We start from the raw sequence: 21,083 nt of genomic DNA, 5'->3' as shown, positions 1-21,083 counted from the left end.
GATTGTGCAACAGGCTCGTGCACAAATCGGTGTCAGTAGCCTCATTCATTACCGCATCCCTCCGGTTCAACCCGCGTTCGACCGCTGCGGTACGGTGGAGCAATCAGGCGGTATTTCTGGGTAGGACTTCTTGGTGATTCCGGCTGAGTCATTTCAACCAATCCTGCGTTCAGCGCCGGCAGTAGATAGTTCGCAGAAAACGTCGGTCGATGCTGCAACGCCAAACGCTCCATCGCCTCGCGCGTGCTGAGCGGGCCTTGCTTCAGGCATTCAAGGAAGCGTGCTACTTGTTCGGTTACTTGTTCGGTTACTTGTTCGGTTACTTGTTCGGTTACTTGTTCGGTTACTTGTTCGGTTACTTGTTCGGTTACTTGTACCGGGCGGATCGCTTCGGCCAGATGCACCACCACGCGCATGCGCATGCCCACTTCAATAATTTCAGGTTCAGGCAATCCCTGCGACAACGCTTCACTAAAAATTCGCCGCACTCCGCTGCCCCACTGCTCAATCAGGTTCAGTTCCCGGAACACGCGGGCGATCACATGGTTACGGATCTTGGAGATGCCCTGGCGCATGTCCTCCACCGTCATTCCAGCCAGCAGAATGCCGGGGTTTTCGATTTCGATGCGGTCATCAAAAAAAGGCAACACGAATCGGCGCGCCGCGCTGCGAGTAGTCGGCATGCACCAGAGCATTGATCACGGCCTCGCGCAGCAGGGTGAGCGGAATGCTCCAAACATCTTTTCGCCGGGTGTCGGAAAAGTCAGCGCCGCGCATGGCGTGCTTTTTAAGGAACAGCATGATGCTGTCCACCGCCTGCGGCAGCGGGTCATGAAAGTCGATATGGTCAAAGATAGCCGCCTTGTCCGTGCCCACGAAGCGACCGCACTGCACCCAGGCATCGGAGAAGTGCTGGGTGCGCTGCTTGCCAAACAACAGCACCGCGCCCTTGGTCGGCACCAACCTGCCCTGATACGGCGTAAGCAGCCTGAGCGTGCGCAGCGCCTGGTCGTCCAGATCATTGATGCCCTGAAACAGTCGCTTGGCTGCTACCAAATCCAGATCGTCCAAGCCCAGGTCGGGCATGGGCAGCTCGTCAAAGGCCACACCGTCCGCTGTGCGACGCAGTTCGTCAATCAGCGCCTGATCCGCCTGCCGACTGGTCGAACCCAGTCGCACATAGACACCATGCTCCGGCCCCTCGGCCTTGAGCCAATGCGGGCGCGTGCCGCTGACAAACACCTCGACCACCAGCAAGGTCTTGCCCGCCACGGTGATCATTTCCACATTGGGCACCAGGCGCGGCGCGATGCGATCGGCAATCAGGCTACACAAGCGCTCTTCGTCATCCAAAGGGTTGGCCACGCCAAGCACCTGGTGGTCATCGGTCACGCCCACAAACAATCGTCCCCCGGCAGTATTGGCAAAGGCCACCAGGGTTTTCAGCAAGGGCTTGGGCGACGAGAGGTCGCGCTTGAATTCAAGCGTTTTGCCTTCGGGTTGAGTCAGCAGTTCCTCCAGCGTGTTGGATGGATGCTCAGGCATCACTCGCCCCTCCTTTTACAGCCTTCGCCTTCGCCAGCAGATCCCTGAACTCGCCGTCGGCATCGTGCCAGAAGACCATAGAATGACTGGAGAACGCGGCGGTGAGCCCGTCGGTGATGCGTTGCTGGCTCATGCTGGCGCGTCCTCGTCATCCGACGCTGCCTCGTCCTGCAACTCGGCCTCGATCTGCTCGATGCTGGGGAGATAGCGCGCCAGATCATCCGGCAATTGCAGCTTGTATTCCGCCATGCCAATGGGCTGCGTCATGCCGCGCAGGGCGTATTCGGCAACGATGCGATGCTGCTGCTTGCAGAGCAGCAAGCCGATGGTGGGCTGGTCGTCGGCACTCTTCAGCCGCTCATCCACCAGCGTGACGTAGAAATTGAGTTGCCCGGCGTGTTCCGGCTTGAAGGCGCCGCCCTTGAGCTCCACCACCAGGAAGCGGTGCAGGCGGTAATTGTAGAACAGCAGATCGATGTAGAAATCCTCTTCCGCCACCTCGACATGCACCTGGCGGCCGGCGAAGGCAAAGCCCTCACCCAGTTCCATCAGCAGCTTGGTGACATGGCGCACCATCGCGCCCTCGATGTCCCGTTCCAGCGCATCTTCGGACACGCCGAGAAAATCGAAGAGGTAGGGATCCTTCAGGGTTTGCTGCGCCAGTTCGGAATCCGGCCGCGGCCAGCGTTGTTCGAAGTTGGTCACTGCGTTGCCGGATCGCAAGTGCAGCGCTGTGGAAATGTGATGCCACATCACATTGCGCGACCAGCCGTGCTCGATGGCTTTGGCGAGATACCATTCACGGTCTGAGCGCGTCTTCAGCTTGTCCAGCAGGGTCACCTGGTGATACCAGGGCAATTGTGCAAGTACCTCTTGCACAAATGTCGGCTCTGGCCACGCGTCGGCGAAACTGCGCATGTAGAGCAGGTTTCGACGCGAGAAACCCTTCATGTCAGGAAACGCCGCCGTCAAGTCCCTGGCAAGCTGATCGATAACCTTCGCACCCCAGCCCTGCGCTTGCTGGCGCTCCAGGATGTCGCGACCGATCTGCCAATACAGCAAGACCAGCTCGCGATTGACGGCAAGCACAGCCCTCTGCTGGACGTTCTGGACGTGCTGCTTGATACCGGTCAGCCAGGCGGCATAATCGACTGGCAGCACGAGGACGTCACGCATTCCGGGGACCTTTCACCTCGACGGCGCGCCCGCCATCATCGTGATCCCGATCAGTGACGATGCGACCGCCAATTGAATAATGGTTCGGGATACCCAGCGACTGGTTGAGCACCTGGGCACGATGCGCAGCGACATTACCGATGGCGAGCATCTGCACCGCGCGGCGAAAGACTTCTGGATCGGTTACCGGCTCAAAGGGTGGATTGTTCATGGTGTGCTTCCAGGGCCAGCAAAAACGTGGCGAAGGCCTCCGGCGCGGCCTCGGAGATTTGCTCGAACTGCCCAATAGCCAACAACGAGGCGTCGCTCAGTCATCGCCAGCACCCCTCGGTCACCGCTTTATCTTCAGCCAGCAGATCGCCGAACTTGCCGTAGTTCACCTTCACTCCATCATCGAGATCGAGCGTGATGCGCCGATCGGCGTCGGACTGAGGCAATGGCAAGGCGCGGGAAAAGGTGGTCACCGCCTTGCCGGTACGGGCATACAGTTTTGACTTGAGTTGCAGTGCCAGCACATCACGGCTCCAGCCTTGCTCAAGGGTTTGATCGATATAAAAACCGGCTTCGGCTACGCTGCTGCACTGGGTAAAAATCAGGATGTTGTGGCCCCAGGGAATTTCCTTCAGCAACACAGAAAGCTGGCTTTCAGCCCCTGCCCAAGGGGTATCGCGTAATTTGGCAACAGCCTGTTGCCAAATTGCAGGATTGCAGTAGAAGCGAAAGAAAGCGCGGCAATACCGCAGGTTCTTGGATGAAAAGCCGCCGATCTCCGGGAAGGCTTGTCTCAAGTCGTGACTGAAGGCGTCGATGAACCCGCTTCCCCATTGGGCGTGGGATTCCCGATCAACAATTTGCGCCCCGATTTCGTAGTAGAGGGAGATCAGCTCCCCATTGGCGGCCAACGCGCCTTTCATCCGTGTCGCATGGATGCGCTGCTTGATGGCCTTGAGCCACTCCTGGTAGTCGGCCAGCGCAGCAGACGAAAGAGCTAGGGAGCTTGTGATACCCGGATTGCTCATCACTCGCCCCTCCCAGGCCGAAGGATGGCACTGGCCACCGCATGAAAGCGGTCGAAAAATGCTTTGAAACTGGGCATGGTGAGCATGTTTACCCAATCTCCTGGATTTTCGGCACACCAATTTGCTTCTTGGGCAGCAGTCTGAGGGCTTCCCATGAAGGCGTTCCACTGCTTTTTGGCAGAATTGGGCGAGTCGTCGTTTCCTGAAATGGCTTCCAATGCCGCGTGTGAATGCCTTGCCGTTTTCCCGGCGCATAACAGCCACGCTTCTGACTTCGGCTTGGGCAACATAGGCACACCAAACTCAAAAGCAACGGAAGCAAAACCATTCACCATGCTGTCCCATTTGCATTGCCACAACTGACCCGGAGCACTGCGCGTGCCGTCTGCATCGCGGAACAAAATAGCCATCACCGTGTCAGCGTGATCTTCAGCCCACTGTTGCGCCATCAGCCCCAGCTGCCGGGCATTGCTGAAATACAAACCCGTTTCAGCGGCTTGCTTTTTGCCTCGCTGCCGCTGCATGCGCGTGCTTGATTCTTTAGCCTTTTGTGCCAGCACCTTTTCAGTCACATAAACCACCGCCTCTGGCGTATCCAGCACGTTGTAGTCCAACTTGGCCGCCCACAACCGCGCCAGCCAAACGGCCATCGGCCCACGGTTGAAATCTCCATCAGAGCACTGGCCTTGCGCGTTGTTGCATGCGCCCAAGTCGCTCGCGCCTTCTCCACTGATCAACAACTTCATGCGTCACCGCGGTCGATCGCGTCTGATTCGGCCTGCTGTTCAGCACGAGCGATTGCTTCATTGCGCTCATCCAAATCAATACACTCCTGCGCAAGCAAGCGCAAATCGGTATCAACAAAGGCATCGCCTGGCCCCATGGCATTCAGCTTGTCAGCCACGCGCGGAATAGAAAAGAAACTGCGACACCTTGTTTCCCCTTGCGGGGTTTTGTAAAGAAACTGCACTGCTTTGCGCGCCACGTCATCGGGCAAATAGTTCAACAACAACGGGCTATGGGTGGTGACCAGCAATTGCTGCGGACTTTGCAGCAAGGTATCCACCAGCGTTTCCACAATTTCCTGGTTGATGCCGTTTTCCAGCTCATCCAACAGCAGCAGCGAATGATCTGCATCCGCTTGTGTCAGTACCGCCAGAATTCGCAGAAGACCATCGTTCAGGTGGAGCGCTTCGGTTTCCAGCTTTTGGCTGCCAAATTGCTCAAACACCGACAACTTCTTCCAGCCAGATCGTTGCGACGTAATCTTGAAGTCGACCAAGGCTGGGTAAAACTTTTTCAGCAGTTCCACCAGCTTGATTTTTTTGTTCACCCTTGATGTTGTCCAGATAGGCCGACAGCTTTTCGCCACCTGCACCAATGTCGTGTTCGCTAACTCGGGCGCTCTTGCGTAATTTCTCAGGCGACAACAGCTCCAGCGAACGGACGCGACGCAGCGCATCACGGAACGCCAGCAAAGGCGCTGGCAATTCCGAATCTTTCAACGCCGACAGGATGGATCCCTGGTATTCAAACGCGATGTTTTGGCTCTCCTTGCCACCCAATGCAAATGTCTGAGCACTCAAGCGCAGCACGGTGGTGGTGCCATTTCCGTCATTCAGGAATGCCCTCTCGTGTGAGCAACGCAGATCAGAACGGTTCAACACGCCGATCCAAGTCAGCCCCCCCCCCAGCGGTTGAAAACATCACGTTGAACGTGATGTTGCGTTCCTTGCGCAACTTGCAATTGAGGTCAGCCGCAGACCAGCCTCGCTGGTCAAGCCAGCCCTGCACATCGCCACGCATCAACTGTGACAAAAAGTCCAAGGCTTGCAACACCGTGCTCTTGCCCGCACCGTTCATGCCCACCAGACAGTTGAAATGTCCGAGTGGGATTTCCACTGCAGCAAGCGACTTGAAATTGATAACACGAACAGACCTAATCATCTGAGGCACCTCCAGTGACGATTTTCACGCTATCCAGCAGATCCCCGAACTTGCCGTAGTTCACCTTCACGCCGTCGTCCAGATCGATGCTGATGCGCATGTCGGCGTAGTGACGGAGCTTTTCGTCGTAGGCCAGCAGTTCGACGTGTTTCTTCTTCAGCGCTTCGATCTGCCTGGCGATCCTGTTGCGGGCGGCGGTGGAGGTGGCAGCGTCCCTGTCCTTTTCCAGCATCTCGATGCGCGACTGCATCTTGCCGGTGAGCGGGACGACGTACTCGGCGCGCAGGCGGGCCAGTGTGCCCTCGTGGTAGCGATGCAGATAGACCAGGGCCTGGAAGGCGCCCTGGCGGCCAGAGCTGAACAGCCAGTAGATCGGGCGCTTCTTGTAGGTTTGCAGGTGATCCTTGAAGAAGCTGGAGGCTAGGTAACGGCGGATGGTCTCGTCCGGCGTCTCATTGCCTTTGATGCCCAGGCTTTCGGCGAGCCAGGCCATGTTTTCGTCAAAAGTCGACGCTGACCAAACGGCGAGCAGGAATTCGCGGAAACGCTTGGCGGCATCGTCCTCGAACCAGAGTTCGTCGGTGACCGGGAGGATACCGTCGGCGTCGGCGGGGAAGGTTTTGTAACGGGTGGCATCGAAGCCGACGTTGCCCGCGTGGGCGTAGATCAGGCCGGGTTCGTCGAGACTGTAGCGGCCCATCATGCAGCCGATGGCGTAGGAGATCAGGCGCTGGGAGTCTGTTTTCCGGTCGGCGCGAGAGAGAGTGATTTGGTCTTCGGGAACCGCAGGGTCGATTTCATCGGAAAGGCGATAGGTCTCACTCAATAGGAGATTGTTTTCCTCCTCTAGGCTCTTCATTTCCTGCAATCGCGAAGTCGTGCGGTAATCGTATTTAGTCCAACGCTGCTCTAGCGCACGAGTTTCCTCCGCACTGAAAAGCAGTGGGTGCCCGCCAAACTCCCATGAGGTTTCATGTTCATCCCAGTCCGCTTTCGCTATTGCCACCAATTTCTTGACTGTGGCAGCAATTGCGTCTTTATCGAAGGAGACTAAGGGAATTCGGGCTAGTTCCGTACTGGTGAAGCTCATCAAGGGAGCCAGAACTTTGAGGTATTCGTGTGCAATGTTGGAGCATAAGACTCCCAACAATGGAAAAAATGTCTGACTGATCCTCGCATACGACCGCTCGGCCAGTATCGTCATAGACAAACCCTTCTTCCTTGTAGCGTGCGGCGAAGCGCCCGGAACTTATTTTTGAGTAAGTAAGACCTTTCTTGAAATACGTTTCTGAATTTCGAATCGCAGAACCTTTGTGGCTCTTAATCCTGGCACCATTGTTTTGCCAGTCAACGACAATCTCGTTATTGCCATACCACTTCCTAAAGTTCCCGCCACTGTTGCAGGGATACCAGCGCTTCAGTGCCGTTTTATCGTTTCCCTTGCAGTCAAAACTAATCTTGGAAAGAGAAACTTCATGCCATAAACGTTGGAACCTTGGGTTGTCTCCAGTGGACATTCCAGAGCAAAATCGAGCAATCGAACCAATCGATTTTCCATTGAACGTGCTAAGCAATAGACGACTCGTCCAGTAGGCAACAGGAGAACCAGGGATGCGCGTGAGATCGCGCTGTGAAAACCGATCAAATTGACCCTGCCTCAACAGCAGTCCTTTCCTCTTGTCTTCCTCAGTGCCATCGACAAGACGGAAGAATGTTGGTCGGTATGCGCCATAATGGTTCGCAGATATGGAAAAGGCCGCTGTCTGTACTACCTCACCAGAGATCTCTCCAAACGCTCGCGGTCCAAACTGCGCCTCGGTCACTATGGTTTTTGTGGCAAGAATGCTTTCGCGAAACTCATCGAACGAGGACGAAAACATCCAACCTTGCATCGTAACCATGCTGTTGAAGCCAGTCGCCTTCAATAATGCGCCTCCCCTCTCTATAAACATGGCGTAAAGATCGGTTTTCGCTGTTGGATGATGCAGTTCTGCGAAGAACTTCAATGGCGCATTCATCCCCTTTGTGCCCATATACGGTGGATTCGCCACCACCGCATCGAATTTCATCGCCAGAATCTTCGCTTGCTGCACCAGCGGCACCAGATCCTGCGCCGCCGCCCTGGCAAACACATCCCCATTCTCGATGGCCTGGGCAATCCCATCTTCCAGTCCGGCCAGACCATCCTCCAGCACCTTGGGTATCTGAATCAGCGAACCGAAGGTCTTGGCATGGGCGAAGGTGCCCAGAAGCGAACCCAGCACCGTCCGGTCGATGCCGTGCGGCTTCATGTGGTCAGCGAACTCGTCGAGGTCCATGCCGGTGCTTTCCTGCAAGGACAGCACGTTCAGCTTGATCGGGCCATCCAGCAGGCGCCGGTCGTCCGCCCGTGCCTTCATCAGCAGCGCAAAGCCGGCCAGTTGCGCCGCGCGGTCGTCGATGTCGAGGCCGTAGAGGTTTTTCTCCAGGATCAGGCGCGGAATCGAGCGGGCCGGGTAGCCGCGCTCCAGATAGATGCCTTTCAGCACCGCGTAGGCTTCGACCAGGATGTGGCCCGAACCGCAGGCGGGATCGAGCACGGTGATGGTTTCGGGGTTCAGGCTGCCGCCATCTTCGTCCATGCGCGTCCTGATCAGAGCGTCCAGTTGCGTCTGCACTTCCGACGTTTGCTGGGCCGGCTCGATGTAATACGGCCACTGGCTCTTGAGACCTGAAGCGGGATTGGCCATCAGCCACAGGCGGCCGACGCTGTTCTGCACCAGGTACTGGACGATCCAGTTCGGCGTGAAAAGCTGCGTGGCGGCGGGGATGTCCTCGCTCTTCACCACCTTGCCGATCACCGCGTCCTTCTTCTCGCTGATGTAGAACTGGTACAGCCAGCCGATCACCTCGACTTCGTTCCAGTCTTCGTCGGGGATCGCTTCCACCAGCTTGGCGACGACGGAGTCGGTGCGCTCCAGGTTGCCGGGGAGCAGCAGTTCGGATTCGTCGTCGATGCGCTCGAACAGGAAGGGCATGGCTTTCGACAAGGCGTTGCACTGGGTGACCAGCAGCAGGCGGTACAGTTCGCCGTCCTGGTTGCCGGCCAGTTTCATCTCCGCCACAGTGGCGGCATTCAAGCCGGGAAGGCCCGACGACCCTGCTGCCAGCTCGGTGGCGTGGGCGATGATTTCCGGCAAGCCGCCTTCACGGCTCGACAGCACGCGGTGGCCGTGGCCGAGATAGTCGTGGATCTCCATGTAGCGCAGCGCGGCGAAGCGGTTGAACCAGGTGTAGGCGACCGCCTCGACGGTCTGCGCAAAGCCGTCCTTCTGCATCCGCCTGATCAGGCGTTCGCGCTGTTCGTGCACCTTCGCCGGCCATGCCTGACCGGCGATGACGGCGATGTCGCCCTTCCGCTCGCCGGGCGCGATGTCGAGCGTGCCGCCCTTCCCGGACAGCCCGAGGAGATGGGCGCGCGCCTCGACAGCGGCGACGAAGTCCCGCCGCGCCTGCGGTGCGTAGGTCTTGAGTCTGGCTTTGTTCATGGTTTGTTCTTACTGGATGCGGGCGCGCTGGCCGGCCTTGATGGCGGCGAGCAGCTCGGCCCTGAGTTTGCCCACGTAGCTTTCGACCTCGGCTGCGGTTTCCAGATAGATCGTCGGTGAAAGGTCTGCGGCCCGAATCACCTTCGCAGGTCTGGGTGCTGCGGTGCTGGCGCCGGTGGTCATGACCTTTTGCGTCGTCATGCTTCCGGAATCCTTCAACACCGTTGCGTGCTTCTGGCTGGCCTTCTCGATCACGACCATCGCCTCGTCGAGCAGATCGCCGGCTTGCCCCTGCAGGTACAGAATCCTGGGAATGCTGGTCAGCCCGGCGACTTGGGTCTTCAGCTCCTGCAGGGGCAGCAGTGCCCTGTTGCGCAGATCCGCACTCGCCTGAAGCTGATCGAGCGATTTCACGACCTCGGCGATCCTGGTGTCGATCGAGTGGAGGGCGCGTTCGCGCTTCTCCTGCGCTGCCGCTTCATTGGCCGCCTCAACCGTCCTGATCAGCGCTTCGATACGCGGGATCTGACCGTAAGGTGCCGGGTTGTCGCGGATCGATTCCAGTTCGGCGAGTGAGGCGGCAATCGGCGGAAGCTTCTGCAAGACTTCGCGGTTGTCGGCAAAGCTGCTCAGCGCTTCGAGCAGCTTGCGCCAGGTCGGAAGCTGGGTCTTGTAGAAGCTGACGACGTCATGGATGTCGTCGCTGGCGTCCAGCCAGTCGCTTTTCGCGCTCAGCATCGCCTCGATGAACTCGAAGGCGTCGCGGATCGCGAGCTGCTTGCCGATGCGGGTGACGGCCGTGTCGATCGCGTCCTTGCCGGGATGGTGCCTGATCGCGGCGGTCTGGACGTAGCCCTTGAGCTCGGCCTGCCAGTCGCCAAGGGCAGCGCGGTAATCCGCAACCAGCCCGTCCGCATCATCGCGGGCAATCCTGGCGAAGATTTCCTTGTAGAGATCGCGCGCCCGCTTGAGCGCGGCAGCATCCGGAACCTTCTTCTTGAGGATTGAAACCTGCTTGAAGCGAACCGATTTGGTCAGCGGGTCGACGGCGCTCTTCGGGTCGAGATCGTCGCCTTCGCGCATCAGCTTGATCTCGCCAGCCATGAACAGTCGGGCGACCAGCAGCACCACCTCCCACTCCGGCTTCCATCCCCAGGGGATGCCGGTGAAGCGATCGACGACATCGGAGAGCAGGACGCGCTCGCTGCTGGCCTTGAGGTGCAGGTAGTCGCGCAGTTCCTTGATCGCGAGGGGGTTGCCTTGTTCGCCATTCAGGCTGAGCCCCTGCTGGCCGATCGTGTCCACGGCCAGCACGGCCTTGATTTCGGCGATGGGGTCAGCCTGCCGTACCTTGAGATACGGGAGCTTGGTGTAGGTGTTGGAAATCAGATAATTGACCAGTTCGTCGAGCAGCGTGGTTGGGCTGGCGGCCTTGATCTGCGGTTTCTGGCCGAGCGCATAGCAGTCGCCGGTGACCATGAGTTCGCCCAGTTGCGCCAGGATGCGGCCACGACGCTCGCGGTTTTCGTCCTTGCGGTCCGACAGGATGCGTTTGAGCGATGCGGCAGCGATACCGGCCTTGGGACTGTCGATGTACTTTTCGATTTGCAGGTAGAGGGTCAGCTCGATGTCGAGCCGTTCGCCTTCGGCGGTCCGGATCAGCGCCCGGCCACCCGATTCCGAGCTGCGCAGAATGCATTTGGCTTCGCTGAGCAGTTCGTAGTCGTCGCCGAGCGGGGTGGCGATTTCAAGGCTGAGCGGATGGCTGGCGTTTTTCCACGGGGCGCCGTCGAGGAGGCGGTTGAATTCGTAGTCGGCCTTGGTGTCCTTGTGCCGCACCTTGGTCTGCCCGCCGAGGATGTCGTCGTAGATCAGCTCGCTGAGCAGCCGCCATTTTTCGTTGGCAGAGACGGCGACGTGGCCGATTTCGCGGGCGACATCGCGCTCTTCGTTGGTCAGGAAGAACCAGAGGTCGCCATTGCGGCTGACGAGTCGCTGCCTTTCGAGTCGGGCGAGGCTTTCCTGGATGCGGCGCTTGAGGGCCAGCTTGTCGGCGTCGATTTCATTGACGCAAAGGGTGGCGAGGTTGTCGATATTCGGTTTGACGATGTCCGGGATGTAACGGATCAGGAACATTGCCTTGAGCAGATGAACGTCGTAGGACTCGAGCGCAGCGTTGCCCGGCGCTTCGTCGATCGAGCGCTTGGCCGTGGTGTCGATGAAGCTCTCGATCGAGGGGTAGAAGTCGTAGAGCGGGACCAGCGCGTCGATTCCCCGCTCCGCATTGAGAATGGCGGCAGACTGGAAGGCGTCGAGCAGCGAACGTTCGCCTTTCGAGAGGTGCTTGCCGGTGGCGCCGACCTTGCGGATCGATTCAAAGATCTTCTGCAGCAGCGCGAACTGGTACGGGGCGAACGGGTAGCAGGCGACGAATTCCGCAGAGTCCTTGTAGCTCTTCATGGTGACCGAATTGCCGACGAAGGCGAGCTGGTTGTTGATGATGTCGCCCTTCTGTTCGAAGCGGTCGCGCAGGGCGACGTGGGCAGCTTCGGTCTTGGCGAGGAGACGTTCGCCGATCACCTCGTCGGTGTTGGAACTCGCCAGCGACAGACGGGTGTGGAAGCGCCCCTGAATCTTGGAGAAGTCTTGCGACCTGGCCTTGTTGGCTTCGCCGATGGCGGCGTCGATGTCTTCCTGACTGGTGACGATCACCCACGCGCGCCCCTGGCACAGCGTCCCCAGCTGCTCGGCGATGGTCTGCAAGGTGAGCATCAACTGCGTGTTGTTGCCGATGAACTGGCCGACTTCATCGACCAGAAAGACGATCCGGTGCCCGGCCGGCTTGCTGGCGAGGTAGTCACGGATCAGCCTGGCGAGCCCTTCGATGTTGATCCGGTAGGTGTCGCGTGCGTGGTCGAACCAGGCCGCGGCGGAGTCCTCGCTTTGCTTGAGCGCCCTGGCCAGGGCATACACCACGTCGTCACGCAGGAAATCGACGGCGTCGCGTTCGGCATTCCAGGTGGAGCCGTTCCTGTCGGCGAAGGCAGCTTTGAAGCTATCGTAGGCGTCCTTGCTGACGAGGTGGCGCTCCATTTCGGCGACGTGCGGCGCGTCGCCGCTGTAGCCGAGCTTTTCGTTGAAGACGCGCAGAAAGACCTGCAGGATGACATCGCGCTCATCCTTGCTGTCGGCCTTGGCATCAATATTGAACAGGATCACGTCGGAGCTGCCCCGCACCGCACGCTGGACATCGGCGAGCAGCATCGCGTCCTTGATCTTGTGCTCGTCGAAGAACTGCGCCGCTCGCTTGGTGCTACCGTCCTTCGGGTTGACCGCCTCGATGTTTTCCAGCAGGTAGGAGAGGATCTTGATGAAGTGCGACTTGCCGGAGCCGAAGGACCCCGAGACCCAGACGGCCATCCGCGCCGAGAGAACGGGGTCTTTCGGGTTGTCGGCGGCAGCGAGGAAGGCGTCGAAGAAGCGGCGGAAATACGCCGTCAATTGCTTGGTGACGACGTACTCGTCGAGTTCCTGCCAGATGCTCTCGGCGTCGCGCTGGTCAGCCTTGATCACACCATTGATAGGGCGGTCGATCGGCTTGGTGAAGATGTCCCTGATTTTCATTGTTGGTTGTTCCGGGAAAAGGCGTTCAGGCAACGAGACGGAAGGCCCGGTAATAGTGGTCGTCTTTCAGCCGGCTGAAGAGGCGTAAGGAATAGCCGTCGTACTGTCCGGGATAGAACATTACCAGCGGCTTGTCTTTCATGTGGGCGTGCAGCGCCGAGAGCAGTGTGTGGGTGCGCAGCATCGGATACACGGCGCCGACGTTCCAGAGAATGAGCAGGTCCAGTTCGGCAAGGTCGTGCTGGGCCACCAGCCGTTCGGCGAGCCTGTCTTCCTTGAGGACACGGCGCAGCGATTCAAGTGTCTTGGCGTCACCTTGCGTGCGTTGCATCTCGATGGCCTTGTCGAGCAGCTTGCGCTCTTCCAGCAGGCCGATCACGAGGTCGAAGAGATTGACCGCCGCGACCCGGATCGTCGGCTGATGCCTGGCCAGTGCCGGCAGGACGACCTCCTGGAGGAAAGTCCGCACGGCCATCTCGTCCTCGGGCGGGTAGTCGAAGATCCAGAAGCCGATCTCGCCGCCGGAACCGTGATTCGCCAACACGTCGGGCGAAGTCAGTTTGGGCAGTAGCTGGTTGAGCCGCTCGTTGAGGCCGTGACTCATCGAGTCATGTCCATGATGGCAAGCACTTCGGTCTCTCCGTGGCGCTTGAAGTAGCTGACGACGCCGGGGTGCAGGTGCGGCGGGGTCAGCCGCAATGTCTTGGTGGAATCGACATAGCGGCCTTCGGCGAGCACGCGGAGGATGACCTGTAGCACCTTTGCTTTGGTCGAAGCGCTGAGATTGGCAAGCTCGGGATCGCGCTGTACACATTCCGCGAGGAAGGCGTCCCAGTCTTTGGCGGGAGACAGGTTCTGCTCGAGCCGGCGAAGTTTTCCAGCGTACACGTCAAGCAGGAAGTCGGCGAGGATGCGGCTGTGCTTGACGGCTGCGGCAAACAACAGCTGCGTCGCGACCTCCTGCGAACCGGTGGCAATCAGCTTCAACCCTTCATCCTCCAGCGTCTCCAGGCGTTTGCGGATCAATTGCGCCTGGCGATGGGCCGTTGCCGGGGTCTTCTTCTGCAGCAGATTGTCGAGCTTGAGGGCAGCGAACCACTGCTCCCGGGAAGGACTGGTCAGGAGCAGACCAGCAATCCTGCGGCTTTCAGGCAGCATCAAGGAACCTGCCGAGATTTCCGCATTGTAGACTCCCATTGGATCCCCGTTCCGAAGGTCTCTCAGCCCAAGCAAGCGCACTCGGACAAGTTCTCCGACATTCCGGCCCTGTCGTTCCGCGATGGCAGCCACAGGAATGTCGAAGGGCTTTTTTCAACAGCGCTTGATGATTTTTGCATATAGTCGTCTCGGCCCTTCGCTCGACGAGCTTCGAGGGCCTGCATCAGCGCGTCGTCCGGCAGGTAATCGAGCGCCAACGACCAGCGGTCGAGGTCGGAGCCGCTTTCAACGTCTTCCCAGGAAAAGAGCCGGGCTTGCGGGACATGGGCCATGGTAGCGCTCGTGAGCAAATGGAAGAGCGCTTATTCCCTCCCTCTTCCCCAACCCCTTCCACGGCCCGCGCTGCAGCCCGGGCCGGCTGCGGCGGCGCGGAGCAGTGCTCCGCGAAACCCCGCCTTCGCCCCCACGAGGGGGGAAGGGGAGCATAGTCCACCCAATATCTTCCTAGAACTCGAAATCCTCCTCGTAGTATTCGAATTCGCCGCGCGTCGTGGCCGCGCGATCCCGGTCCTGTTCGCCCCTGCGCAGGTCGACGCGGCGGATCTTGCCGGAAATGGTCTTCGGCAGCTCGCCGAATTCGAGTCGTCGCACGCGTTTGTACGGCGACAGACGGCTGCGCAGGAAAACAAAGATGTCGCGCGCCAGTTCACGCCCCGGTGCATAGCCGGCGCGCAAGGTCAGGAAAGCTTTCGGCACGGCCAGACGCAGGGGGTCGGGACTCGGCACGACGGCCGCTTCGGCAACCGCTTCGTGCTCGATCAGGACGCTCTCCAGTTCGAACGGGCTGATGCGGTAGTCGGAAGCCTTGAACACGTCGTCGGCGCGGCCGACGTAGGTGATGTAGCCGTCGGCATCGACGGAAGCGGTGTCGCCGGTGTGATAGAAGCCATCACGCATCACCTCGGCGGTCTTCTCGGGGTCGTCATCGTAGGAGATCATCAGCCCGAGCGGACGCGGCGATAGCGTCAGACAGATTTCGCCTTCATCGGAGACATGACCGTCCATGTCGACCAGGCGCACCTGGTAGCCGGGCATCGGGCGACCCACGGAACCGAGCTTGACCGCCTGTCCGGGCGAGTTGCCGACCTGGGCGGTGGTTTCGGTCTGGCCAAAACCGTCGCGCAGGGTGATTCCCCAGGCGGCCTTGACCTGGTCGATGACTTCCGGATTCAGCGGCTCGCCGGCACCGATCAGTTCGCGTACCTTGACCGGATACTTGCCGAGGTCTTCCTGGATCAGCATCCGCCACACCGTCGGCGGCGCGCAGAGGGTGGTCACCGAGCATCTGACCAGCGTTTCGAGGATCGACGCCGCGGCAAAGCGCGAGTAGTTGTAGATGAATACCGTTGCACCGGCGTTCCAGGGCGCGAAAAAGCAGCTCCAGGCGTGCTTCGCCCAGCCGGCCGAACTGATGTTCCAATGCACGTCGCCGGGCTGCAGTCCGAGCCAGTACATGGTCGACAGATGCCCGACCGGATAACTCTGCTGGCTGTGCAGCACCAGTTTGGGTTTCGAGGTCGTGCCGGAGGTGAAATAGAGCAGTTGCGGGTCGGTCGCCAGGGTCGGGCCGTCGGGTTCGAACTCGCTCGACCCCTGGTAAGCGTCTTCGAGTTGCTGCCAGCCGGCGACCGCCCCACCGACGGTGATGCGCGTGTAGTCGCCGGGCAGGCCGCTGAACTTGTCGGCGTGCGTGTGGCCGATGATCACATGCCGCACCTGGCCACGGTCGAGACGGTCGCGCAGGTCGTCGGGGGCGAGCAGCGTGGTGGCCGGCGACAACACCGCGCCGAGCTTGATCGAGGCCAGCATCGTATCCCACAGCGATACTTCGTTGCCGAGCATCATCAGAATGCGATCGCCGCGCCCGACGCCTTGCGCGCGCAGCCAGTTGGCAACCTGGTTCGAACGCTGCGACATTTCGGAGAACGACATCTTCTGCTCCGCACCGTCTTCGTTGACCACCCACAGCGCCGGGCGATCGTTGCCTGCTGCCATTACGTCGAAATAATCCAGTGCCCAGTTGAATTCAGTGAGCTGTGGCCATTGGAAATCACGGTATGCCGTCTCGTAGTCGGTGCGGTGAGTCAGAAGGAAATCGCGTGCCTGCACGAAGGCCGAATAAGACATGTTTGCTCCTCTCTTGTGGATGAAACCTCTGGATATTGCGGTCCAATATTGTAAGGGACTTGCCGGCAGAAGGGGGCGCCGGCGGACGAGGCGCAGCGATCAATCGTCGGCAGCGCGCGGCCGGCTGGTAGAATGACGGCCATGAGAGTCCATGGCAAGCCGACGCGAACGATCACCCCCGTACCCCAGGACCGCGCCGTCGACATCATCGACCAGACGCTACTGCCGCAGGCCTATCGCGTGTTGCGGCTGAACCGCCTCGAAGAAGTGGCGCAGGCGATCTGCAGCATGCAGGTCCGCGGCGCACCGCTGCTCGGGGTCACCGCCGCTTATGGGGTCGCGCTGGCGTTGTCGCCCTGTGCCGACGACGCCACGCTGCTCGCGGCGATCAGGACGCTGGGTGCGACGCGTCCGACGGCGGTCAATCTGCACTGGGCGTTGATGCGCCTGCAAGCCTGCCTGCTGCCGCTGCCGCCGTCGCTGCGTGCCGAGGCGGCATGGCTGGAAGCGGGCAGGCTCGCCGAAGAGGACGTGCAGCAATGTCGCCGCATCGGCGAGCACGGCCTGCGACTGCTGCGCGCACTCGTCGGTGTGCGCGGGCGCATCGAGATCATGACCCACTGCAACGCCGGCTGGCTGGCGACCGTCGACCACGGTACGGCGCTGGCACCGGTCTATGCCGCATTCGACCAGGGAATCGACATCCATGTCTGGGTTTCCGAAACGCGTCCGCGCAACCAGGGCCTGCTGACCGCCTGGGAACTCCGTGAGCACGGCGTGCCGCACACGCTGATCGCCGACAACGCCGCCGGTCTGCTGCTGGCGCGCGGCCGCATCGACGCGGTGATCGTCGGCGCCGACCGCGTCGCTGCCAATGGCGACGTCGCCAACAAGATCGGTACCTACCTCAAGGCACTGGCAGCGCGTGCCGCCGGCGTCCCGTTCTATGTGGCCGCACCACGGTCGACGATCGACTTTGCCTGCACGAACGGCGCCGACATCCCGATCGAGGAGCGCGCCGGCGACGAGTTGCGGCTGCTTCAGGGATGCGACGCGGCTGGCCGACCCGGCCAGGTCCGGCAGCTCGCGGCCGATGCCGCGGTCGCCAACCCGGCTTTCGACATTACCCCTGCGAGTCTGGTCAGCACCCTGATCAGCGAACGCGGCGCCTGCCCGGCAAGCAGCGACGGGCTGAGCGCCCTCTACCCGGAGGAACGGTCATGCCTTTTCGATACATCCATACATCCAGACATTCACACATCGTGAGTCACTGATGCGACTTTCACAGTAACGGCATGACTGATCTGCGCCAACAACTGATCGACAGCGCGCGCCGCATGCAGGCCGCCGGCCTGAACCGCGGTACCGCCGGCAACCTCAGCGTGCGCGTCGGGGAGGCCGGAACGGGGAATGACGGCGACTTCCTGATCACGCCGACCGGCATGGCGTACGACGAACTGGTCGCTGCAGACATCGTCCACATGCACCACGAGGGCAGTTGCCAGGGTCGCCGCCGGCCATCGTCCGAGTGGCGCTTCCACCGCGACCTCTACGCTGCCCGCGCCGACGCCGGCGCCATCCTGCACGCGCATTCGCCGTTCGCCACCAGCCTCGCCTGCCTGCGCCGCGACATCCCGCCATTCCACTACATGATCGCACGCTTTGGCGGCGACAATGTTCGCTGTGCCGCTTACGCGACCTTCGGTACACAGGCACTCTCCGACGCCGTCCTGCTGGCGATCGTGAAACGCCGCGCCTGCCTGCTCGCGAACCACGGCATGCTGGTGCTCGGCGACGATCTGCAACAGGCGATCGACCTCGGCATCGAACTCGAAACACTCTGCGAACAATACTGGCGCGCCTGCCAGCTCGGTCAACCGGTGCTGCTCGATGCCACCGAAATGGCGACGGTGCTCGACAAGTTCGCCAGCTACGGCCAGCAGCCTTGAGCGCTACTGCGGATCACGGCAAGGAACCGACCATGCTGCGGATCAGCGAAATTCGCCTTCCCATCGAGCATCCGCCGGCCGCGCTGGCTGCCGCGGTCGCCGCTCGCCTCGGCATTGCCGAGGCCGATCTCGGCGAGATCAGCGTCTTCCGGCGCAGTTGCGACGCGCGCAAGGCGAGTGCGCCGACCTTCCTCTACAGTGTCGACGTGGCGCTGCCCGACGCCGCCGCGATCCTCGAGCGATTCGCTGCCGACCGGCAGGTGCAACCGACACCGGACATGCGCTACCAATTCGTCGGGCAGGCGCCGGCGCAGCTCACGACGCGGCCGATCGTCGTCGGCTTCGGCCCGGCCGGCATCTTTGCCGCACTGATCCTGGCGCAGAGCGGATTCCGGCCGATCGTTCTCGAGCGCGGCAAGGCAGTGCGCGAACGCACCCGGGATACCTGGGGACTGTGGCGGAAGAAGCAGCTCAACCCGGAATCGAACGTGCAGTTCGGCGAAGGCGGCGCCGGCACCTTTTCCGACGGCAAGCTCTACAGCCAGATCAAGGATCCCAGGCACTACGGGCGCAAGGTGCTGATGGAATTCGTCAAGGCCGGCGCCCCGGCGGAGATTCTCTACGTCAGCAAACCGCACATCGGCACCTTCCGGCTGGTCGGCATGGTCGAACAGATGCGCCGCGAGATCGAACAGCTCGGCGGCGAAATCCGTTTTCAGCAGCGCGTCAGCGGCCTGCACATCGAACACGGCAGAGTGCGTGGCGTGACACTCGCGAGCGGCGAGGAACTGCGCGCCGAGCAGGTCATCCTGGCGCTCGGCCACAGCGCCCGCGACACCTTCGCGATGTTGCACGCTGCCGGCGTGTTCATGGAGGCCAAGCCCTTCTCGATCGGCTTGCGCATCGAACACCCGCAAGCACTGATCGACCAGGCGCGTTTCGGGCCATACGCCGGCAACCCGCTGCTCGGTGCCGCCGACTACAAGCTGGTGCATCATTGCCGCAACGGTCGCAGCGTTTACAGTTTCTGCATGTGTCCCGGCGGCACGGTGGTCGCCGCCACTTCCGAACCGAACGGCGTGGTCACCAACGGCATGAGCCAGTATTCGCGCAACGAGCGTAACGCCAACGCCGGCATCGTCGTCGGCATCACCCCGCTCGACTACCCCGGCGGACCGCTGGCTGGCATTGCACTGCAGCGGCAGCTCGAAGCGCACGCATTCGAACTCGGCGGTGGAACCTACGAGGCGCCTGGCCAGCTCGTCGGCGATTTTCTTGCTGGCCGCCCATCGACACGGCTCGGCACGGTGCTGCCCTCGTATCAGCCCGGCGTGCGTCTGACCAGTCTCGCCAGCGCCTTGCCCGACTACGCCATCGCCGCCCTGCGCGAAGCGATACCCGCCTTCGACCGCCAGATTCGCGGCTTTGCCATGCCCGACGCGGTGCTCACCGGCGTCGAGACGCGCACCTCTTCGCCGCTGCGCATCACCCGCGGCGACGATTGCCAGAGCCTGAACGTCAAGGGTCTCTATCCAGCGGGCGAAGGCGCCGGTTACGCCGGCGGCATCCTCTCGGCCGGCGTCGACGGGATCCGGGTGGCTGAAGCGGTGACGCGGGAAATGCTCGGACAGGTGGCCCGGCACAAGCAGTGAACCCGTTCGTGGTGACTGTCGGCGCCTCAGCGCGCCGCTTCGGCACGAATGGCTGCGGCAAGCGTCATCGTTCCGGCATCAATCGCCTGCATTGCGTAGCCAGGCGAGGACCTCGACGACGTTGCTGTCCGGCGGAAAGACGGGGTAGAAGACCTTTGCAATTCGTCCATCCTGCACGATCAGCGTCAGCCGCTTGAACCATTCCGTACCGGTTACGCTGAAGGTGGGCAGTCGCAGCGAGCTCTTGAGCTGCAGGCCAGTGTCACTCAGCAATTGAAACGGTAGATGCAGCCTTTCCCTGGCTTCACGCTGCACGTCGGTGCTCTGCACACTCAGGCCGAAAACGCCGGTATGCAAGGCTGTCAACTCGGCGTGGTGGTCGCGGAAACTGCAGGACTGCGGCGTGCAGCCGCGCGCACCGGGAATTCCGTCCCATCCCTCCGGCAACGGAAGTCCGGGCCGGCCGGTCATCGGATAGATGTAGATCACCCAACGCCCATCCAGCTCGTTCAAAGAAACGTTCGAACCGTCCGTGGCCGGGAGGGTCAGAGCGGGCAGAAACAGGCCTTGCAGATGCGCTGCAGCACCGTCGTCCGTAGGAACCGGAAGGTTTTCCGGCAATTCCGAGAAGTTCATGCGGTCACGGTGTCGGGACGACGCGGTAATACACGCCGTTGGCACCGAAGGCCGGCTGGAACCAGGTGTTCCCGAGCAGATAGTAGGTGGTGCCATACTTCTGGACCGGCACCGAGCCGGCGGGCAGTGCCGCGTAGTTCACCCCCATCGCGTAGGCCGCGGCAGTGTTGGCGCTGCCGGCGGCGTAGCCCGAAGAATAGGCGTTGCTGGTGGCAGCGGCGGTATTCGCCGAGGCGATCGCCGCACCGGCAGCGACACCGACGACGGCGCCGGCCGCTGCCGCACAGCCGTAGCAACCCGCTGCGGTGTAGGCGGGAACAACGACGGGCGGGTGGTACGGATAATATGGAGCGGCTGGGCGGTACGCCGGGTACGCCGGATACCCTGGCGGGTGATAGGCGGTCGCACCGTAGGGCGTGCTGTGGTAAGCCCCTTCGCCATACCTGCCGGCAGTGGTACCGCCATATCTATTGGTGTGCTCGCTGCCACCGTCAAAGGCGTGCGCTGAACTGCCGCCCCAGGCATTGGTATGCTCGGTTCCTACCCCCGCGACGTGCTCGGTGCTGCCGCCAAAGCGGTTGGCACTGCCCCAGGCGGCGGCCTCTCCGGGTAATAGCATGCTGCCGATCACCCCTGCAAGGGCAATAACGATCCTGTTCATGA

18 protein-coding genes and 2 pseudogenes are annotated in these 21,083 nt (G+C 61.1%); 3 read left to right on the top strand and 17 right to left on the bottom strand.

The genetic code is table 11. The annotated features are described in order from the left end of the window. Positions 1-41: 41 nt before the first annotated feature. The 15 genes and pseudogenes from E4Q08_RS24055 to E4Q08_RS09440 form a co-directional block, all read right to left on the bottom strand. Positions 42-1,545: pseudogene (locus E4Q08_RS24055) on the bottom strand (ATP-binding protein). Further along, entirely contained in the window at positions 1,538-1,678 is a 141-nt protein-coding gene (locus tag E4Q08_RS09495) for a hypothetical protein (RefSeq protein ID WP_169070210.1), read from the bottom strand. Before E4Q08_RS09495 ends, E4Q08_RS24055 begins: the two are co-directional and overlap by 8 nt. After that, positions 1,675-2,721, bottom strand: coding sequence for a PDDEXK nuclease domain-containing protein (locus E4Q08_RS09490; protein ID WP_169070209.1), 1,047 nt, complete (start codon positions 2,719-2,721; stop codon positions 1,675-1,677). Before E4Q08_RS09490 ends, E4Q08_RS09495 begins: the two co-directional genes overlap by 4 nt. Beyond that, a complete protein-coding gene (locus E4Q08_RS09485) occupies positions 2,714-2,932 on the bottom strand; it encodes a hypothetical protein (protein ID WP_169070208.1) in 219 nt (72 codons plus the stop codon). The genes E4Q08_RS09490 and E4Q08_RS09485 overlap by 8 nt, the downstream gene beginning before the upstream one ends. A 100-nt stretch (positions 2,933-3,032) precedes the next feature. Beyond that, positions 3,033-3,740 carry a DUF1016 N-terminal domain-containing protein gene (locus E4Q08_RS09480; RefSeq protein ID WP_248594807.1) on the bottom strand — a complete coding sequence of 236 codons (708 nt, stop codon included), beginning with the start codon at positions 3,738-3,740 and terminating at the stop codon, positions 3,033-3,035. Continuing rightward, positions 3,740-4,486: a hypothetical protein gene (locus E4Q08_RS09475; RefSeq protein ID WP_169070207.1), complete on the bottom strand. Its 747-nt coding sequence runs from the start codon at positions 4,484-4,486 to the stop codon at positions 3,740-3,742. Before E4Q08_RS09475 ends, E4Q08_RS09480 begins: the two co-directional genes overlap by 1 nt. Continuing rightward, positions 4,483-5,073 (bottom strand): AAA family ATPase, encoded by a 591-nt coding sequence (locus E4Q08_RS24600; RefSeq protein ID WP_308240092.1) that lies wholly within the window; start codon positions 5,071-5,073, stop codon positions 4,483-4,485. Before E4Q08_RS24600 ends, E4Q08_RS09475 begins: the two co-directional genes overlap by 4 nt. Then, positions 4,964-5,404 (bottom strand): hypothetical protein, encoded by a 441-nt coding sequence (locus E4Q08_RS24595; protein ID WP_248594806.1) that lies wholly within the window; start codon positions 5,402-5,404, stop codon positions 4,964-4,966. The genes E4Q08_RS24600 and E4Q08_RS24595 overlap by 110 nt, the downstream gene beginning before the upstream one ends. Next, positions 5,391-5,687, bottom strand: a complete 297-nt coding sequence (locus tag E4Q08_RS24590) for an AAA family ATPase (protein ID WP_248594805.1) — start codon at positions 5,685-5,687, stop codon at positions 5,391-5,393. The genes E4Q08_RS24595 and E4Q08_RS24590 overlap by 14 nt, the downstream gene beginning before the upstream one ends. Then, positions 5,680-9,214, bottom strand: a pseudogene (pglX, locus tag E4Q08_RS09465) (BREX-1 system adenine-specific DNA-methyltransferase PglX). Before pglX ends, E4Q08_RS24590 begins: the two are co-directional and overlap by 8 nt. Positions 9,215-9,223: 9 nt before the next feature. Further along, positions 9,224-12,838, bottom strand: coding sequence for a BREX system P-loop protein BrxC (gene brxC, locus E4Q08_RS09460; protein ID WP_169070206.1), 3,615 nt, complete (start codon positions 12,836-12,838; stop codon positions 9,224-9,226). A 25-nt stretch (positions 12,839-12,863) separates the two neighbouring features. Next, positions 12,864-13,442 carry a DUF1788 domain-containing protein gene (locus tag E4Q08_RS09455; protein ID WP_169070205.1) on the bottom strand — a complete coding sequence of 193 codons (579 nt, stop codon included), beginning with the start codon at positions 13,440-13,442 and terminating at the stop codon, positions 12,864-12,866. Further along, positions 13,439-14,035, bottom strand: coding sequence for a DUF1819 family protein (locus E4Q08_RS09450; protein ID WP_169070204.1), 597 nt, complete (start codon positions 14,033-14,035; stop codon positions 13,439-13,441). The genes E4Q08_RS09455 and E4Q08_RS09450 overlap by 4 nt, the downstream gene beginning before the upstream one ends. A 23-nt stretch (positions 14,036-14,058) precedes the next feature. Beyond that, positions 14,059-14,328, bottom strand: coding sequence for a hypothetical protein (locus E4Q08_RS09445; protein ID WP_169070203.1), 270 nt, complete (start codon positions 14,326-14,328; stop codon positions 14,059-14,061). A gap of 172 nt (positions 14,329-14,500) precedes the next feature. After that, positions 14,501-16,183, bottom strand: a complete 1,683-nt coding sequence (locus E4Q08_RS09440) for an AMP-binding protein (protein ID WP_169070202.1) — start codon at positions 16,181-16,183, stop codon at positions 14,501-14,503. A 141-nt stretch (positions 16,184-16,324) separates the two neighbouring features. Here E4Q08_RS09440 and mtnA point away from each other — a divergent pair, with 141 nt between their 5' ends. The 3 genes from mtnA to E4Q08_RS09425 are packed head-to-tail and all read left to right on the top strand — an operon-like array spanning position 16,325 to position 19,784. Next, positions 16,325-17,449: an S-methyl-5-thioribose-1-phosphate isomerase gene (gene mtnA, locus E4Q08_RS09435; RefSeq protein ID WP_169070201.1), complete on the top strand. Its 1,125-nt coding sequence runs from the start codon at positions 16,325-16,327 to the stop codon at positions 17,447-17,449. Between the two features lie 29 nt (positions 17,450-17,478). Continuing rightward, positions 17,479-18,132 (top strand): class II aldolase/adducin family protein, encoded by a 654-nt coding sequence (locus E4Q08_RS09430; RefSeq protein WP_169070200.1) that lies wholly within the window; start codon positions 17,479-17,481, stop codon positions 18,130-18,132. Between the two features lie 32 nt (positions 18,133-18,164). Beyond that, positions 18,165-19,784, top strand: a complete 1,620-nt coding sequence (locus tag E4Q08_RS09425; protein ID WP_169070199.1) for an NAD(P)/FAD-dependent oxidoreductase — start codon at positions 18,165-18,167, stop codon at positions 19,782-19,784. A gap of 78 nt (positions 19,785-19,862) precedes the next feature. Here the strand turns inward: E4Q08_RS09425 and E4Q08_RS09420 are convergent, their stop codons facing one another. Together E4Q08_RS09420 and E4Q08_RS09415 are read right to left on the bottom strand one after the other, a co-directional pair. After that, a complete protein-coding gene (locus E4Q08_RS09420) occupies positions 19,863-20,420 on the bottom strand; it encodes a peroxiredoxin (RefSeq protein WP_169070198.1) in 558 nt (185 codons plus the stop codon). 4 nt (positions 20,421-20,424) lie between these two features. Then, complete coding sequence (locus E4Q08_RS09415; protein ID WP_169070197.1) at positions 20,425-21,081, bottom strand: hypothetical protein; 657 nt, start codon at positions 21,079-21,081, stop codon at positions 20,425-20,427. Between the last annotated feature and the right edge of the window lie 2 nt (positions 21,082-21,083).

This window comes from Candidatus Accumulibacter contiguus, assembly GCF_012940005.1.
Taxonomy (GTDB): Bacteria; Pseudomonadota; Gammaproteobacteria; order Burkholderiales; family Rhodocyclaceae; genus Accumulibacter; species Accumulibacter contiguus.
Note: the sequence above shows the minus strand (reverse complement) of the source record. Positions and strands in the feature narration are given on the sequence as shown.

What these genes read in the sequence shown, in the direction of transcription:
- E4Q08_RS09495 (WP_169070210.1), bottom strand. Translation starts at nt 1,678, where the DNA reads ATGAGCCAGCAACGCATCACCGACGGGCTCACCGCCGCGTTCTCCAGT.
- E4Q08_RS09490 (WP_169070209.1), bottom strand. Translation starts at nt 2,721, where the DNA reads ATGCGTGACGTCCTCGTGCTGCCAGTCGATTATGCCGCCTGGCTGACC.
- E4Q08_RS09485 (WP_169070208.1), bottom strand. Translation starts at nt 2,932, where the DNA reads ATGAACAATCCACCCTTTGAGCCGGTAACCGATCCAGAAGTCTTTCGC.
- E4Q08_RS09480 (WP_248594807.1), bottom strand. Translation starts at nt 3,740, where the DNA reads ATGAGCAATCCGGGTATCACAAGCTCCCTAGCTCTTTCGTCTGCTGCG.
- E4Q08_RS09475 (WP_169070207.1), bottom strand. Translation starts at nt 4,486, where the DNA reads ATGAAGTTGTTGATCAGTGGAGAAGGCGCGAGCGACTTGGGCGCATGC.
- E4Q08_RS24590 (WP_248594805.1), bottom strand. Translation starts at nt 5,687, where the DNA reads ATGATTAGGTCTGTTCGTGTTATCAATTTCAAGTCGCTTGCTGCAGTG.
- brxC (WP_169070206.1), bottom strand. Translation starts at nt 12,838, where the DNA reads ATGAAAATCAGGGACATCTTCACCAAGCCGATCGACCGCCCTATCAAT.
- E4Q08_RS09455 (WP_169070205.1), bottom strand. Translation starts at nt 13,442, where the DNA reads ATGAGTCACGGCCTCAACGAGCGGCTCAACCAGCTACTGCCCAAACTG.
- E4Q08_RS09450 (WP_169070204.1), bottom strand. Translation starts at nt 14,035, where the DNA reads ATGGGAGTCTACAATGCGGAAATCTCGGCAGGTTCCTTGATGCTGCCT.
- E4Q08_RS09445 (WP_169070203.1), bottom strand. Translation starts at nt 14,328, where the DNA reads ATGGCCCATGTCCCGCAAGCCCGGCTCTTTTCCTGGGAAGACGTTGAA.
- E4Q08_RS09440 (WP_169070202.1), bottom strand. Translation starts at nt 16,183, where the DNA reads ATGTCTTATTCGGCCTTCGTGCAGGCACGCGATTTCCTTCTGACTCAC.
- mtnA (WP_169070201.1), top strand. Translation starts at nt 16,325, where the DNA reads ATGAGAGTCCATGGCAAGCCGACGCGAACGATCACCCCCGTACCCCAG.
- E4Q08_RS09430 (WP_169070200.1), top strand. Translation starts at nt 17,479, where the DNA reads ATGACTGATCTGCGCCAACAACTGATCGACAGCGCGCGCCGCATGCAG.
- E4Q08_RS09425 (WP_169070199.1), top strand. Translation starts at nt 18,165, where the DNA reads ATGCTGCGGATCAGCGAAATTCGCCTTCCCATCGAGCATCCGCCGGCC.
- E4Q08_RS09420 (WP_169070198.1), bottom strand. Translation starts at nt 20,420, where the DNA reads ATGAACTTCTCGGAATTGCCGGAAAACCTTCCGGTTCCTACGGACGAC.
- E4Q08_RS09415 (WP_169070197.1), bottom strand. Translation starts at nt 21,081, where the DNA reads ATGAACAGGATCGTTATTGCCCTTGCAGGGGTGATCGGCAGCATGCTA.